The 15,956-nt window shown below is 46.8% G+C and carries 12 protein-coding genes; 5 read left to right on the top strand and 7 right to left on the bottom strand.

From position 1 onward, the window contains the following. Positions 1–17: 17 nt before the first annotated feature. The 7 genes from BK127_RS27595 to BK127_RS27565 form a co-directional block, all read right to left on the bottom strand. Positions 18–407, bottom strand: coding sequence for a hypothetical protein (locus BK127_RS27595; protein WP_076235123.1), 390 nt, complete (start codon positions 405–407; stop codon positions 18–20). 147 nt (positions 408–554) lie between these two features. After that, positions 555–1,733, bottom strand: a complete 1,179-nt coding sequence (locus BK127_RS27590) for an iron-containing alcohol dehydrogenase (RefSeq protein ID WP_076235121.1) — start codon at positions 1,731–1,733, stop codon at positions 555–557. 54 nt (positions 1,734–1,787) lie between these two features. Beyond that, positions 1,788–3,848, bottom strand: coding sequence for a glycoside hydrolase family 65 (locus tag BK127_RS27585; RefSeq protein ID WP_076235118.1), 2,061 nt, complete (start codon positions 3,846–3,848; stop codon positions 1,788–1,790). A 114-nt stretch (positions 3,849–3,962) separates the two neighbouring features. Next, positions 3,963–5,318 (bottom strand): glucarate dehydratase, encoded by a 1,356-nt coding sequence (gudD, locus tag BK127_RS27580; RefSeq protein ID WP_076235116.1) that lies wholly within the window; start codon positions 5,316–5,318, stop codon positions 3,963–3,965. Positions 5,319–5,367: 49 nt separating this feature from the next. Beyond that, on the bottom strand, positions 5,368–6,834 hold the full coding sequence (gene gucD, locus BK127_RS27575) for an alpha-ketoglutaric semialdehyde dehydrogenase GucD (RefSeq protein WP_076235114.1): 1,467 nt from the start codon (positions 6,832–6,834) through the stop codon (positions 5,368–5,370). A gap of 53 nt (positions 6,835–6,887) precedes the next feature. Beyond that, positions 6,888–7,811, bottom strand: a complete 924-nt coding sequence (kdgD, locus tag BK127_RS27570; protein WP_076235190.1) for a 5-dehydro-4-deoxyglucarate dehydratase — start codon at positions 7,809–7,811, stop codon at positions 6,888–6,890. Between the two features lie 72 nt (positions 7,812–7,883). After that, a complete protein-coding gene (locus BK127_RS27565; RefSeq protein WP_076235112.1) occupies positions 7,884–8,582 on the bottom strand; it encodes a FadR/GntR family transcriptional regulator in 699 nt (232 codons plus the stop codon). Between the two features lie 217 nt (positions 8,583–8,799). Here BK127_RS27565 and BK127_RS27560 point away from each other — a divergent pair, with 217 nt between their 5' ends. From BK127_RS27560 to BK127_RS27540, 5 genes are all read left to right on the top strand, one after another. Next, positions 8,800–11,121 (top strand): helix-turn-helix domain-containing protein, encoded by a 2,322-nt coding sequence (locus BK127_RS27560; RefSeq protein WP_076235109.1) that lies wholly within the window; start codon positions 8,800–8,802, stop codon positions 11,119–11,121. 195 nt (positions 11,122–11,316) lie between these two features. Beyond that, complete coding sequence (locus tag BK127_RS27555; protein ID WP_076235106.1) at positions 11,317–12,603, top strand: extracellular solute-binding protein; 1,287 nt, start codon at positions 11,317–11,319, stop codon at positions 12,601–12,603. 89 nt (positions 12,604–12,692) lie between these two features. Then, positions 12,693–13,565, top strand: coding sequence for a carbohydrate ABC transporter permease (locus BK127_RS27550; protein WP_076235104.1), 873 nt, complete (start codon positions 12,693–12,695; stop codon positions 13,563–13,565). A gap of 15 nt (positions 13,566–13,580) precedes the next feature. After that, positions 13,581–14,447, top strand: a complete 867-nt coding sequence (locus BK127_RS27545) for a carbohydrate ABC transporter permease (RefSeq protein ID WP_076235102.1) — start codon at positions 13,581–13,583, stop codon at positions 14,445–14,447. A gap of 28 nt (positions 14,448–14,475) precedes the next feature. Continuing rightward, a complete protein-coding gene (locus BK127_RS27540) occupies positions 14,476–15,939 on the top strand; it encodes a sulfatase (RefSeq protein WP_076235099.1) in 1,464 nt (487 codons plus the stop codon). Positions 15,940–15,956 lie beyond the last annotated feature (17 nt).

Below are 15,956 nucleotides of genomic sequence, written 5' to 3'. Positions count from 1 at the left end.
ACATGTACATTCCAATGCTATAAAGTATCGATCAAAAATCGTATTGCCTCAGACAAATCGAGCTTTTTTTCCTGGCAATAGCTGTTTAATTTCGCATAAGCTGCATCATCCAGACGTACATGGATCGAATGATTGAGCTTTTCGCAGCTCGACTTTTTCGGTCTTCCTCTACCAATTCTTCGTTGACCCTGTTCATCCTTCCAGACCAGAAGCGTTATATAACCCTGCTGCTTGATGCAGGTATCGCCATCATTTTCTGCCCAGACTACAGCGGCATTCTGCTCATGCTTATTCACGTACTCCGCAAGCGCATCACCTTCCAGACCTTTCTTGTGGCCCTTTTGCATAAACTTATGCTGTATAAATGCTAGGTACTGCTGCCATGATTCGAAAGTGAGCTCCTTCATAGCTCCTCCTTTATTTATTGTTCTACAAAAAATGATATCATGTTTTTGCGAATTTGCAATGATTTTTCGCTTCGATAGAATGCAGAACAAGCCAACTGTCGTGACAGTTGGCTTCATTGTATGACATCTGTTTTCCTTTCATTCCTGTTAAGAGAATGAATATCTATAGCATGTATGATAAAGCTCGATCATTTCTTCAACCGTAGGGACACGAGGGTTGTTACCAGGGCTTCCACTAGCCAAAGCATCCACGGCCATTTTGGAAACCGCTTCCTGAAATTTCAGCTTGTCAATGCCCCAGCTTTCCAAATTCGTTATTTGCAGGTCCTTACATAACCCCTTCACTTCTTGAATAGCTACATCCACCATTTCCTGATCGGAAAGCTGAGATAAATCGGGGCGGAATAAACGTCCGACAACAGCTAATCTCTCGATAGCACGATCTTTACTGAATTCCAATATCGCGGGAAGCAGCATGGCGTTCGAGATACCGTGTGGAACATGAAAAATAGCTCCAATGGGGCGGGACATCCCATGAACCAAGGTAACGGACGCATTAGAGAAAGCAGCCCCTGCCTGCATCGAAGCCAATGCCATTTGTTCTCTGGCTTCGAGGTCTGAACCATCCGTGTAGGCTTTACGTAAGTTTTGGGAAATCAGTGCTATCGCAGACAGGGCAAATTGATCTGTCATCGGCTGCGCTTTGCGGGAGATGTAGGCTTCTATTGCATGACAGAGTGCATCTATTCCCGTGGCAGCTGTAACGCTCTGCGGCGTTGATACAGTAAGCATAGGATCGACAATGGCTACGCTTGGAAGAAAGGCAGCGTGCTTAACCATCATTTTCACATCGTTAAGTGTGTTGATGATGACCGTCACATTAGTCATTTCTGACCCCGTTCCTGCTGTCGTTGGAATGGCAATCAACGGAATAGGCGGTGCCGATAGCACAGCTTTACCACCCACATAATCTCCAAGCTGTCCACCATTTGTGGCCAATACGGAGACGGCTTTGGCAGCATCTATACAGCTCCCCCCACCAACCGCAATAATGACATCACATTGGTGCTCCAGACAAACAGCAAGAGCTTCGGTTACATGAAAATCGGTCGGTTCTGAATTGACATCCAAATAGCAAACAGGCACAATACCGACTTCCTCCAAATGCTGCTGGCATTGTTGAACGGTCCCGATTTTCTCCATGATGCGATCACTGATTAGCAAAGCTGTTCTACCCAGTCTAGTAGTCTGGAGTCCTAGCTGGGTCAAAGCATGATGACCATAGATGATTTGCTGCGGTAGCTGGAACGTAGAAAAAGTGTTCATGACTGGCACCTCTTTTCGATTATCATAGTGAATGCCCTACTTGCGACTTAGCATTTACATCCATTTCGACAAGCCTTCAAACCGAACCTCCCACGTGCCATCGGTCGGAAAGCCTGGTGCATGGATAGCTGGTCCGTTATCCCATCCGCAGGCCATCATCGCAACCGCAGTCAATAACCCGCCATTGCCAGGCAAATAAGCCATCAGAGACGCATTCTGATAATTATGGCCATTAGGTAGGTATGTATTTTTCACTTCGTCCCGCAATAAAATGTCTACCGCTAAACGCCCATCCTCCAGACGCCCTGCTGTCATCGCAGCCATAGGGAAATCCCAGCCCCAGGAGGTCTGCCAATTCCACTCCTGCATCACCTTGAGCAGGGTCGCTTTCATGATCGAACGATCCGCCTTTTTGCCTGGCAATATGCCAAATGCACCGAGCATCGAAGGGTGATCGGTATTATCCGTCAGGAAAGTATCAGGACGATTTTCGTGGGCTATATATACACCGTTATGAACAGGAAGCACGGATAACAATTCAATAATCCGGTTCCATTCCGGTGATGGTTCCATACCGAGGCGTGCACGCCACACCTGAGCGATCTCCAGTCCTTGTATCCAATATTCCAGCTCAAAGGTCGGATTCCATGTTTCCTCCGCAGCAAAATTTTCCTGTGCCGGAATCAGCGGCGGGCCGAGCACATATCGCCCACCCTGCTCATCCCAGTGTGCATAGGAAGCCATAAATTCCGCTGATTCCAAGACGATGTCAGCAAATGCATTCAGTGTATCCAGTGTAGGCTCCGCTCGATAACAGAGCTCTGCATACACAATGGGATGCGGCTGCTGCCAGATGAGTAAATTCCCGATTGGGGAAGGGCTTTGCCGTCCATCCGGTCCAACCATTTTGGGCCATCTCGCTCCTGGATATCCTTGATCACGAGCAAGCTTTTGTGCTACCGGCAGTATATCCCGGTACCATCCAAGACTTTTTTTAAGCAAATGCGTACGGCCCCACAACGCAAAATGCACCGCATGCCACCAATGCATTTCCAAGTGAAATTTGCCATACCAGGAATTATATAATAATCCGGTTTCCTGAGGAGGAAGGGATCCCGCGCAATGAATCGCCGTTACGAATTGAGACAGTACGATACGTCTTTCCAGCTCAAGCGCACCCACATCTGTACTGCCGGCAAGCTCTACAGCTCCGCCACTCAGCCAAAAATGCTCCCAATGCTCCATACTGGCAGTCCGAATCTCATCAAAAGTAAGCGCTATCAGATTAACTGCATGAGGCATAAATCCGACCACAATAGAGAACGAATGGCCATTTTTCCCGGGAATAATCCGATACTGATGAGGCCCTTCCTGCTCCAGGTCACCCTCATTCCAATGGCAGGTTACCTTATAGCGATCCTCGTCCAATGTCCGTTCAAACGTGCCGCTGCTGGCCGATACCTCCACCCACTCTGTGCGATGCGTTTCATGCTGCCATTCCAAGTCAAGCGCGCTGCGCCATTCCTTCGCAGTCATGGTTGACGAAGGGAATTGGATGGACAGCTGTAGCAAGCCTGCCTCTATTAACGGGGATTCGATATGGATCCCAAGCTGATCGGAGTCAGGATGACAGCAGGTGATCACTTTGACAGAAGCTCCTGATACCGTAAATTGACTTGTCAGGATGCCCTCCCACAGGTTGAGCTGCTGCTCGGTTTGCTCCAGCTGTTCAATTCCGACTCGTTGGCCATCCGGTGTCATGAGCACAAGCCCGATCTGCCCCAGCTGCAGACGATGCGGATTTTGTCTCAGCCAGTGGAAAATATCCGGCTTATCTCCGGGTGCAAATGGATACTCCACTTGACGTCCATGAGTCTCAAAGGACTGCATGGGCGCATCCTCCAATTTATACCGGCTGCCTCCCGTTTGATGCCAGCCCCACTGCGATTGCGTACCTAGCGGCATTTGATACGATTCCGGAAAGCTTTGCAAGCCTGTCAGATCGGCAGTAAAAGCAAACTCGCCATTTCCGACGGTAAGGGGTGATACGGGATTCAGTTCTCTGATGATAGGATGATGCCGGCTTACCAAAGCTTTTCTATCAATGGATTGCATAAGGTCCTCCTTCTAAATAAGGGAAAATGGAACAATGGTTTTCCTTTCCAGTATAAGCCTACAAACGGATAAAGACAAAAAAGGAGCGCCAGTTGGCCTCCTTTTCACGATTTATTAGTCAACCAGGCATGGACGCTTGTTATTGAACTTCCAACCGGGCTTCAGATACTGCATGGCGATTGCATCATCGCGAGCTCCGAGTGCCTTCTCCAGGTAGAGCCGATGAGCGCTTTCGAGCTGCTCCATATCGATGTCAATGCCAAGCCCTGGCTTCGTCGGAACCGTGATCCTGCCTTCGTTAATTCGCAAAGGCTCCTTGGTCAGTCGTTGACCATCCTGCCAAATCCAATGCGTATCGATCGCTGTAATATGTCCAGGTGCGGCTGCAGCAACATGCGTAAACATCGCCAGCGAGATATCAAAATGATTATTCGAGTGCGAGCCCCAAGTCAATCCCCATTCATGGCACATTTGGGCTACACGGATCGAGCCCTGCATCGTCCAAAAGTGCGGATCAGCCAATGGAATATCGACCGATCCTAATTGAATCGCGTGACCCATCTCCCGCCAATCGCAGGCAATCATATTCGTAGCTGTTAGCAGTCCGGTAGACCGTCTGAACTCCGCCATGATTTCGCGGCCGGAATACCCTTGTTCAGCACCACATGGATCCTCGGCATAAGCTAGCACATGCTGTTGTCCGCGGCACAGCCGGATGGCTTCCTCTAGCGACCACGCGCCGTTCGGATCAAGCGTAATTCTCGCCTGTGGGAAACGCTCAGCCAGCGCTGTAACGGCTTCCAGCTCCTCAGAGCCGCGCAGCACACCACCTTTTAGCTTAAAATCGTTGAAGCCGTAACGTTGATGCGCAGCTTCAGCCAGCCGTACAATGGACGCTGTCGTAAGCGCTTCTTCATGACGCAGACGCAGCCAATCGTCCTCAGCCTCCAGGTCACTCAGGTATGGCAAATCCGTCTTGCTGCGATCCCCAATGTAGAACAGATAACCGAGCATTTCCACGGACTCGCGCTGCTGGCCCTCTCCCAGTAGGGCAGCAGCAGGTACGCCGAGGTATTGGCCCAGTAGATCGAGTAATGCAGCCTCAAGAGCTGTAACCGCATGAATCGTAATCCGCGAGTCAAAGGTTTGCAAGCCCCGCCCGCCCGCATCCCTATCAGCAAAGCTCCTGCGTACCTTACTGAGAATTTGGTTATACGTCCCTATTGATTGACCGATAACGAGCGCCTTGGCATCCTCCAGCGTTTGCCGAATCCGCTCGCCTCCAGGCACCTCGCCAATCCCGGTTCGCCCTGCATTATCCTTAAGAATAACCACATTTCTTGTAAAATAAGGACTATGCGCGCCGCTCAGATTGAGCAGCATGCTGTCATGGCCCGCAACAGGAATAACCCGCATTTCCGTAATCATCGGTGTTCCCTGAGCGCTGTCCTGTGTCAGTTGAGCATTCATAGTGTCACTCCACTCCTATTCAAGTTTGGAAGAACGGTGAGCCCGCGAGCTAGGATTTGATAAAAACTGTTTTAATCGATGTATAAAACTCTATAGCTGCGCGTCCCTGCTCACGAGAATGAGAACTCGATTGCTTCATCCCGCCGAACGGTGCCTGCAGCTCAACTCCAGCGCTTTCCGCATTAATGCGCACAAGACCTGCTTCCATCTCGTTGATAAAGGACAGCATGTGATCAATCCGCGTAGTAAATATCGAGGCACTAAGTCCATACTCCACATCATTGGCAAGCGCTAATGCTTCTTCTACGGAATCCACCTTCATCAGTGCAAGCACAGGTCCAAAAATTTCCTCCTGGGCAATCGTCATGTCCGTCGTTACATCTGAGAAAACCGTCGGTTGGACAAAATACCCCTGATCATAGCCTTCTCCCTGCAGGCGATTTCCTCCAGCTACCAGCTTCCCGCCTTCTGACTTGGCCTTCTCTATGTAAGAAAGCACTTTATTCAGTTGATTCTCGTTCGCACAAGGTCCCATCCAGATGCCGTCCTTCATGCCGTCGCCTACAGTGATTTGCTGTACCTTTTGCAGCAGCTTGTCTTGAAAGACCTCATACACCTCGCTCTGAACAATAACCCGGCTCGTTGCTGTACATTTCTGTCCTGTGGAGCGCAGGCCCCCGCTAATGGTAGCTTCCACGGCAAGATCCAGATTGGCATCGGCTGTGACGATCACCGGATTTTTGCCGCCCATTTCCAGCTGGTACTTGGCGCCGCGAGCCAAGGCCCACTGTCCGATCCGTTTGCCAACTGCTCCTGAACCGGTAAACGTAATACCATGGACATCAGGGTGCTCAACCAATGCTTGACCGATGACGGGACCCGAGCCGTTGATCAAATTCACAACTCCTGCTGGAAAACCGGCTGCTGCAAAGCACTCTATCACCTTGGCGCCTGTAATTCCCGTTTCTGCCGCAGGTTTGATGACTACGGTATTGCCGTAGATCAAGGCCGGAGCCATTTTCCAGATCGGAATCGCAACCGGAAAATTCCACGGCGTGATCACACCTACTACGCCGAGCGGGACCCGTGTGGTCAGCATCAGCGCTTCACTGTCTGTGGAAGGGATCACATCTCCGATTGAACGCATGCCTTCTCCCGCATAATAGCGTAATATGGCAACACCCCGCATGGTTTCACCCTTGGCCTCTGGAAACGTTTTGCCCATTTCTCTGGTCATTGTTTCGGCAATTTCATCCACTCTGCTTTCCAGAATAGCGGCGGCCTTGAATAAGTAATCACCGCGTGCGCTGCCTGACAGCTTTTTCCACGCTCGGGATGCCTGCTTGGCACTCGACACCGCCAGGTTCAAATCGTCCAGAGAGGACATAGCGATCGTCCCCAGCTTGTCGCTGGTGTTGGCTGGATTGCTGCGAACCTCCACTTCACCTGTAGATGCCGGTGTCCATTGTCCATTGATATAGTTTAAATAAGCCGGAATTTCAGTCGGGCTGCTCATGGTCGGTCTCCTTGTCTTATCAAATTATGATGCTGTATAGGATGTGATTTCGTTTATGATTTCGCTGCCTTTGGAAACTTCTCGAAAGCAACCTGGATAATTTGAGCCAGCTTATCGTAATGATCTTTTTCCACCTGAATGATCGGTGCACGAACAGTAGTACCAACCGGATGACCGACGATTTCCATACCCGCTTTAATTAAAGCAACGGCATAACCTTTTCTTTGCTTGCGAATTTTGTTAATCGGCAGGATTACATGCTCATACAGCTCATGGAGCAGGTCGTCATTGTGGCTCAGCAAGGCATCGAAGAACAGCGCCGAAATATGCGGTATATAATTGGAAATCGCAGAAGAATACGTTCTGAAGCCCAGATTTACATAAGCAGGCATTGTGACCTCAGCCATCGGCATCCCATTGAGCCACTCCAGGCGTTTACCAATGGTTTGTGTCATCTCAATATTCAAATCCATGTTGCCCAAGCCGTCCTTCAAACCGACAAGCTGAGGGGATTCCAGCAACCGTTGAAGCGTTTCCAAAGAACATACACAGTTATCCCGCTGATACACGATCGCATTCAAGTCCGTACTTTGGATAATTGCATTCAAATATTGGTACAGCCCCTCCTGCTCCGGCTCTATCAAATACGGTGGCAAAATCAGATACCCGTCAACCCCAAGCTCAGCCGACAGCTCCGTTAATTCCAAAGCATGGCTTATATTACCGCCAACTCCGGTATAGACAGGCACCTTGCCTTTGGCGGTAGCAACAGCCACTTCAACCATCGACTTGTAATCACGGTGAGACAGCGCATGAAACTCACCAGATCCGCATGCTATGAATATGGACGACAAGCCCTCCTTGATCAAAAATTGAATATTCGCCTCCAAAGCTTTCTCGTCCAGCTTGCCGTGTTGATCCATCGGTGCTACGGGAAATCCCAAAATTCCTGTTGGTGATTGTCTGACCTGATTCATGTTCATTTCTCCACCCTTCATGATTTCATTCACTAATACGGTTTCGGTTACATAGATGCCATTCACATCGGCTTATCCCAGACTCTTCAACACTTTTGATCGGACATGGTTGAGATGGTGATACATGGCTGAATGCGCTGCAAGCGGATTATGCTGCTGAAGCGCCTCAAATATCGCTTGGTGCTCCTGCATGGTCGCCCTATGATCACGATCCACCGTAGGAATTTGCTTCTCAATTTCATCAAACATATTCAACAGCGGGTCGATACTGCCTTCAAGAATCGGATTGTTGGCGCTATAGGCAATCGTTCGGTGAAATTCCTTGTCCAGTCCCACATAGCCTTGTTTGCTTAGAGCTGTCGCACGCAGAATCTCAGCCAATTGCTCCAGCTGGCTATCGGTAATTTTCTCCGCGGCCATCGTGACCAAGCCCAGCTCCAAGGACATTCTTGCTTCCATCACGGCAGGAATATCCCCTGCTGACAAAGCCAGCATAATCGAAAAAGGCTTACTGCCAATCTTATTGGAAAAAAAAGTGCCTTCGCGTGTCTTCCTCTGGATCATCCCCATCGTCTCCAATGAGCTTAACGCTTCGCGGAGAACCGGTCTGCTGACAAACAGCTTATCCGTAAGCTCGGCCTCCGTCGGCAGCTTATCTCCAGGATGAAGCTGTCCACTCGTCAGCAGCTCGATAATCTGATCAACCACCTGCTTGGACATCGTTTCCCGTTTGATCGATTTCATCGTTACTTCCTTTGGACCGGTTCCCATCCCTATCCCCCCTTTTCATTATGCATGCAAGATTCATTAGTCATATTGTAAGACAAATTAAATTGCGCGTCAATTATAAAGTTATTACATAGAGCAGCCCGTATCAACAACCTGCTGTTCCGCATGAAAGTCAGCCCTATTATTCTATGAAATGTGTTACATTATAGAAAAGCTCTGCACTTCAATTACACAATCCTTATTGCATGGAGTTGAATCAATGATTACTATCATCCGTAGAGCACTGCACAGTCTACAGTTCCGCAGCCTGTTTATTAAACTCTTGCTTTCCTTGACAATACTACTGCTGCTTATCATCTTTCTTGTTACTTCTTTTTTGCAATACCGGTTTCAGATTTCTATCGCTGAGAATGAAATCGATAAATCCAGCTTCCAACGATTAGAAGAAACAAAGCTATTTATGGATGCTTTATTGCGAAATATTAATTCGATGACGCTGCAGTTAGCCAATACTACTGAGCTTTCCAATAGGCTCGAAGCCGAGGACCTTACTATCATTTCACCAGCCATTAAGAAATTCGGCAATAATTTTCGCGAAAGCTTTATCTCTTCCTATTCGGTAAATTCCGCTTTTATTTATATCAAGGGAGAGGGAATCGTACAAGTCCCGATCACAGGCGGGCAAGCCGTTCGGAAGTTTGATTTTGCACAAATCACGCAAGAGATCAACCATATGGGCAAAGATGAAAAATGGATCGTGCAGACCTTACCTGATAACCATACACTGATTATTTTGATACGTCCGATCCCCCTGCTGGGTACCGACATTAACGGAGCTATCATAGTCAGCTTTGACCCTGCCGAGTTATTTAAAAGCCCCTTCGTCCAGAGAGATCAAGAACGAATCTGGATTATTCTCCCGGACGGACAACACGCGTTTGAAACAAAAAACGGTACGATCGTGCCATCTGATGTTTTTGACCCAGCTCGAACGAAAGCGCTATCAAACATTACTTCGTTTCAAGGAAGACTTGAAGATTCCGTATATGGCTTCAGGGTTAACCCCTCCTCGTTGTCCCATTGGAAATATGTTTATGCGATGCCTTTTCATACAGAATCCAGTAAGGTTTATAATCTGGTTGTCATCTCAGTCCTGCTTGCAACTCTCGGTCTGATGTACTATGTATTTAGAAAGGTCAGACAAATCCAAAGCTATATAGCCACTTTAACCATTATGGTTGGCCGTAATAAGAGCAATCGCCAAGAAAAGCAGCAGGACGAGTTTTTATATTTGATTTCCGAATTCAATACGATTATGGAGCAGGACACGATTTTACAGCAGCGGCTGGAGCAAAGCGAGATGATGCTGCGACAAAACTTTTTACAGCAAATGCTGATCGAACCTACAGTTTTCACTGAGGATCGACTGATGAAGCTGCAAGAGCTTGGAATCGAAGTGAGCGGCCACGGGATTTTCGTAATGGTTGTAAGGATTGACGACTATCTTGGATTCAAGGACAAATATAAGCCATCTGATCAAAGTCTGTTAGGATATTTCATCGGCAAGCTGGCTGAGGAGCAGCTTCACGGTAAATTTAATGTGCTATTTACGCTTTTCAAAGGTCGGGATGTGGTGATTTTATGTAATTTAACGTCCGAAACCCCAATCTCGCTAGCCCGTTCCAATGTATTGCATGTTGTGAATACGATTTGTCAATATATCCATAGCTACCTGGAGCTGACCATAAGCGCTGGTATTGGCGATATCCATAGTGATCTGGGCTACATCTCTGAATCTTATAACCAGGCGCTTCAGGCGTTGGAATTTCGGATATTTAAGGGACATAAAGCTTTGATTCCTATCTGGCATGTTCAAAGTAATCAACCCTACATTATGCTCATGTATAACGAACGCAAGGAAATAGAAACCTCACTTTCTGCTGCCATTAAGGAAGCTGATTTGAATAAGGTTAAATGGTGCCTGGATCAATTGAAGAAGATGATCAAAAAGCTGGATGGCTGCCCTATGACCCTCATCCGCCATACCTTTCAGGAGCTTGTTATGGTGATGGTACATTATTCAGCGGATTCAAATATACCCACACCTGAGGTTCCGCAGGACCTTCATGACTCCTTAATGAAGCTGGAGACGTTAGATGAAATCATCGAATGGATGGAACAAACAGCGAACCGGATTATTTCTAGTGCATCGCATGGTCCAACGATCAGAAATCGCACACCTGTTGAGCAAATTCTTGAATATATTCAAACTAATCATGATAAAGAAATCTCCTTAAACGGCATAGCCGAGCAACTGGGACTTGATCCGTCCTATCTGAGTCGATTATTCAAACAAGCTGTTGGGTTAAATTTCATGGAGTATTTGCTGTCCATGCGGGTCAAGCACGCCAAGATGCTCCTGGTAACCACAGATCACAGTGTGACCGAAATTAGCCAAATGGTAGGTTATCATAACACAGCCAGCTTTATCCGCATTTTCAAAAAGCATGAAGGGGTTCCTCCTGGCCAATATCGCACAGAAAATACGAATAAAAAGCTGGATATCCAAGAAATATATTAAAAAAGCTCAACATAAATCGCATATCATATCAGATTTGTACAATTGTTTACCTGTAAAGTCCATTATTGACTTCATAACCTTTGGCTAGTATAGATTAGGCGAATGGGGTCAGAAATGGACTATTTTATTCGTGTCGTGCTTTTACTATATTGAATTTGTGAACAAGGAATTACCATATGAAGGGGGAGAAGCATCTTGAAGCGTTTAGCAGCAATGGTAACAAGTCTGCTTGTCGTGATCGCACTATTATTATCAGCATGTTCGGGAGCAGTTGAACAAACAGGAACGGATAAGCCAGGAGGAGAAGAGAAAGCCGTAACTTTGAAATACTGGTACCCTGCCAGTGATGAATTGGTTATAGCAGAGGTCAAGTCCATTATCGCGAAATTCGAAGCAGCGAATCCCAAGATTAAAATCGAATTGACGACGATTCCTTTCAAAGATTATTTTCAAAAGCTTTCTGTCGCTTATTCGGGTGGAATCGCTCCTGACGTGCACGGACTTGGCTTCGGGCAGTTGATCTCTACAGTGGAGCAGGACAAATATATGGACCTGAATAAATTTATTAAAGCGGAGCAATGGGCAGGCTCGGAGGATATGTTTCCAAGCATCCTGAAAGCAGGAGAATGGAAAGGCGGACAATACGGTATATTGATGCCGGAAATTCGCCCGTTAGTTTGGCGTAAGGATTTCTTCACAGAGTCAGGTCTAGACCCTAACAAACCGCCAGCTACAATTGATGAAATTTTTGAGTTTGCCGAGAAAGCCAAGGTGATGAAAGATGGCAAAACAACACGTGCCGGCATCGACCTACAAACCAGCAACGGGGAACAATCCTATTTATCTCTTATGCTTTTACTTGGCCAGGATATTTATGATGACAAGAACAATCCAACATTCGATTCACCGGAATCCATTGCTCTTGTCGAAAAGATGGTGGCTCTTTATAAATCAGGAGCCATTATTCCAGCCAATCAACAAGCACTGGGCGGTACTCCGTTCCAGAATAGTCAGGCCGCTCTGGCATTTGCAAGCTCACCTTCCTTATCAACGCTTCAAAAAGCTGTAGGCGCTGATAAAATTGGCTGGGCGCTTCCACCCAAAGGCCCGACCGGCAAGCAAACGGCGTTAATGCTGGGAACGTTTTTGACCATGTCCAAGAGCAGCAAGCATCCCGAGGAAAGCTGGAAGTTTATTAAATTCTGGTTTGACAAGAAGAATATATATGACTTCACTCTTAAAACCGGTTTTGTTCCGCCGCTTAAATCATTGAAGGATGAATACGTGAAGGTAAGTCCGGAAAATGAAATTATTTTCAAAGTAATGAATGACACGAAGGGTTATGCACCTTCCGCGGATTGGGCGATTCATACCAAATATTTGCGGATTGCGCTTGAGGAAAGTTTTAACGGCATTAGACCCGTGGCAGAGGCGTTAAAGGATAATGCTAAAAAAGCCAGAGACGAGATCAAAAACAAGTAAAAGAGCTGTCGCACTACACATGGTTTAATTACCGTCAGCCGCCTCCGGGTGAATATCCGGAAACGGTCCCCGACGGAAAGGAGTTATACATGCAGACACGGTCCAGTCGCTATTTACCCTATTTGTTTATTTTCCCAAATGTGTTCATTTATTTAATATTCGTTCTGATTCCAGTCATCTGGGTGCTGTATTTAAGCTTTACGAATTATACGCTTATGAATCCCGGAGAATGGATTGGACTTAAAAATTACAGCCGCATTATACAAGATTCTATATTTTTGCGGGCTATACGCAACACGCTCTTTTTCTGGATCTGCACGGTCATCCCGACTATGGCGCTTGGCATGTTTATCGCTCAATTTTTGAATTTAAAAATCAGGTTCATCGCGGCTTTCAGAGCTTCCATTTACTTGCCTGGGGTAATTTCCTCCGTAGCCGTCGCCATGACTTGGTTGTGGCTTCTTGATCCAATGAAAGGACCTGTAAATGTTTTTCTGACGAGCATCGGTATGACAGGTGAAAATTGGCTTCAAGATCCGAAGACGGCTTTAGGCTCGATCATTATTATCGGTATATGGACAGGCATCGGTTATGCGATGATTATTTATTTGGCAGGACTTCAGGGGATACCCGAACATTTATATGAAGCCGCCAAAATGGATGGTGCGAACACCGTGCAGCAGTTTATAGCAATTACACTACCTTTGCTTCGTCCTATTACCTTTTTTCTATTCATTACCTCAACGATTCGGTCCTTTCAAATATTCGATCTTGTCTATATCCTGACAAGCGGTGGACCAGCGAATTCTACAACAACGCTCGTTAATGAGATTGTAAAAATGAGCTTTTCGGAATATCGCATGGGGTATGCGTCTACGATGGCAATGGTTTTACTCATCATTACCTTGATTATTACTTTGATTAACTACACATTTGGTTCCAGAGATAACGATATTGACTAAAAAGGGGACAGCTGCATGAAAAGCGGGGTACTTCCAAAGCTATCCGTATATTTCGTGCTCATATTATTTTCACTGCTTATGATTATTCCCTTCCTGGTTATGCTCTTTACTTCCTTTAAGGGAGATAATGAGTTTAGTCTTGGAGCGAATACCCTTCTCCCGATGGAATGGCACCCTGAAAATTTTGTGCGTGCGATGGCGAAGACAAGTTGGGCCACCTATTTTAAAAATTCAACGATAGTTACACTTGTTGCCGTTGGAGGAAGCATGTTTTTTAATTCACTGGCTGGTTACACATTTGCCCGTCTGCATTTTAAAGGCAGAGATTTCATTTTTATTATGCTGCTTATCGGTTTGATGGTCCCGCCTCAGGTCACGATTATTCCACAATTTCTGATTATGAAATCGATGCCTTTATTTGGCGGCAATGACTTATTCGGCAGCGGTGGGAATGGTTGGATTAACTCTTACTTTGCTCTCATCATACCAGAGCTGTCGGGCTCCTTTGGGATTTTTCTGGCTCGTCAGTTTTATATGCAGTTTCCGCGGGCTCTGGATGATGCGGCATATATCGATGGGGCCGGCTTTTTACGCAGCTTTCTATCGATCTATTTACCACAAAGCGGGCCGCTCATTGCTACCTTGGGTATATTCAAAACCGTTTCCGTATGGAACGACTTTTTTCATCCATTAATTTATTCTACAAGTGAAAGTATGCGAACCGTACAATTGGGTCTGCAGGTATTCAATGGAGAGCACACGATTCAATATAATCTGCTAATGGCTGCAACCGTCGTTGTTTCCTTGCCTTTAGTCGTGATGTTCTTTATTTTCCAAAAGCAGTTTATTAAAAGTTTAATTTCCAGCAGTGTTAAGGGATAAAGTTATAGGATTGAGAGGAGATCGATATATGAAAGCGATCATGGTTATGTTTGACAGCTTAAACCGGCATATGCTTCCGGCGTATGGTTGCGATTGGATTCATGCCCCCAATTTCAAAAGATTGGCACAGCAAACGGCTGTTTTTGACAACGCTTATGTCGGGAGTATGCCCTGCATGCCTGCAAGAAGAGAGCTCCAGACAGGGCGTTATAATTTCCTTCATCGCAGTTGGGGACCTCTGGAGCCTTATGACGATTCGGTGGCAGAGCTTCTTCGCAATAATGGCGTATATACCCATCTGGTTACTGATCATCAGCATTACTGGGAGGATGGCGGTTGCACCTATCATAACCGTTATCATTCTTACGAGCTTATCCGTGGCCAGGAGGGCGATCCATGGAAGGGTCAGGTTAAGGACCCCGAGCATCCCGACATGCTGGGCGGACATCGGGCTGGCAATCTGATCCGTCAGGACTGGGTCAATCGCCAATACATCCGGGAAGAAGCCGAATATCCACAAGCCAAAACATTCGCAGCCGGTATGGAATTTATTCGTACCAACGCAGACCAGAACAACTGGTTTTTGCAATTGGAGACCTTTGATCCCCACGAGCCCTTTCGTGCACCCGAGAATTATAGAGCGTTGTATCCGCATGATTATGAAGGCAAGCATTTTGACTGGCCACCGTATAGTCGTGTGACCCAAACCCCGGAGGAAGTTGCACATCTGCGTTATGAATATGCGGCTCTGCTCAGCATGTGTGATGCTTATCTCGGGAAGGTATTAGATATGATGGACGAGTTAAATTTGTGGGAGGATACGCTGCTTATCGTCAATACGGACCACGGATTTTTACTTGGAGAGCATGATTGGTGGGCAAAGATGGTGCAGCCTTTTTATAATGAAGTGTCCCGTATGCCGTTATTTATTTGGGATCCGCGCAGCCGGATGCATGGAGTCCGCAGAAGCAGTTTGGTACAAACCATTGATCTTGCGCCCACCCTGCTTGAATTTTTCGGTGCTGCTATTCCGGAAGGGATGCAGGGCAAGCCACTCAAAGAGACAATTGCTTCTGATCAGTCTGTACGGGAGGCAGCCCTATTCGGTATACACGGAGGGCACATAAATTGCACGGATGGGCGATATGTCTATATGCGGGCACCAGCAACAGCGACCAATGAGCCGCTATACAACTATACGGTGATGCCAACCCATATGCGGACTATGTTCAGCTTGGAGGAACTCAGAGCAGCTACGCTGGCTGAACCCTTTGCCTTTACCAAGGGAGTCAAACCTCTGAAAACACAAGCAAATTCGCAGGTGCAATATCATTCATTTGGTACACTATTATTTGATCAGCTCCATGATCCACAGCAAAACCAACCATTGGAGGATGCAGCGGTTGAACAGCTTATGATCGATCATATGATAAGGATGATGAAAGACAACGATGCACCCATTGAGCAGTTTCAGCGTCTTGGTTTGGTGTAATCCTTATGGTCAAACAA

The organism is Paenibacillus sp. FSL H7-0331, from assembly GCF_001956045.1.
This window is presented reverse-complemented; position numbering and strand designations above follow the sequence as displayed.

Excerpts from the sequence above, each read along its gene's own strand:
- BK127_RS27565 (WP_076235112.1), bottom strand. The coding sequence starts at position 8,582 with ATGGGAACCGGTCCAAAGGAAGTAACGATGAAATCGATCAAACGGGAA.
- BK127_RS27545 (WP_076235102.1), top strand. The coding sequence starts at position 13,581 with ATGAAAAGCGGGGTACTTCCAAAGCTATCCGTATATTTCGTGCTCATA.
- BK127_RS27590 (WP_076235121.1), bottom strand. The coding sequence starts at position 1,733 with ATGAACACTTTTTCTACGTTCCAGCTACCGCAGCAAATCATCTATGGT.
- BK127_RS27560 (WP_076235109.1), top strand. The coding sequence starts at position 8,800 with ATGATTACTATCATCCGTAGAGCACTGCACAGTCTACAGTTCCGCAGC.
- BK127_RS27540 (WP_076235099.1), top strand. The coding sequence starts at position 14,476 with ATGAAAGCGATCATGGTTATGTTTGACAGCTTAAACCGGCATATGCTT.
- BK127_RS27595 (WP_076235123.1), bottom strand. The coding sequence starts at position 407 with ATGAAGGAGCTCACTTTCGAATCATGGCAGCAGTACCTAGCATTTATA.
- kdgD (WP_076235190.1), bottom strand. The coding sequence starts at position 7,811 with ATGAATCAGGTCAGACAATCACCAACAGGAATTTTGGGATTTCCCGTA.
- gudD (WP_076235116.1), bottom strand. The coding sequence starts at position 5,318 with ATGAATGCTCAACTGACACAGGACAGCGCTCAGGGAACACCGATGATT.
- BK127_RS27550 (WP_076235104.1), top strand. The coding sequence starts at position 12,693 with ATGCAGACACGGTCCAGTCGCTATTTACCCTATTTGTTTATTTTCCCA.
- gucD (WP_076235114.1), bottom strand. The coding sequence starts at position 6,834 with ATGAGCAGCCCGACTGAAATTCCGGCTTATTTAAACTATATCAATGGA.
- BK127_RS27585 (WP_076235118.1), bottom strand. The coding sequence starts at position 3,848 with ATGCAATCCATTGATAGAAAAGCTTTGGTAAGCCGGCATCATCCTATC.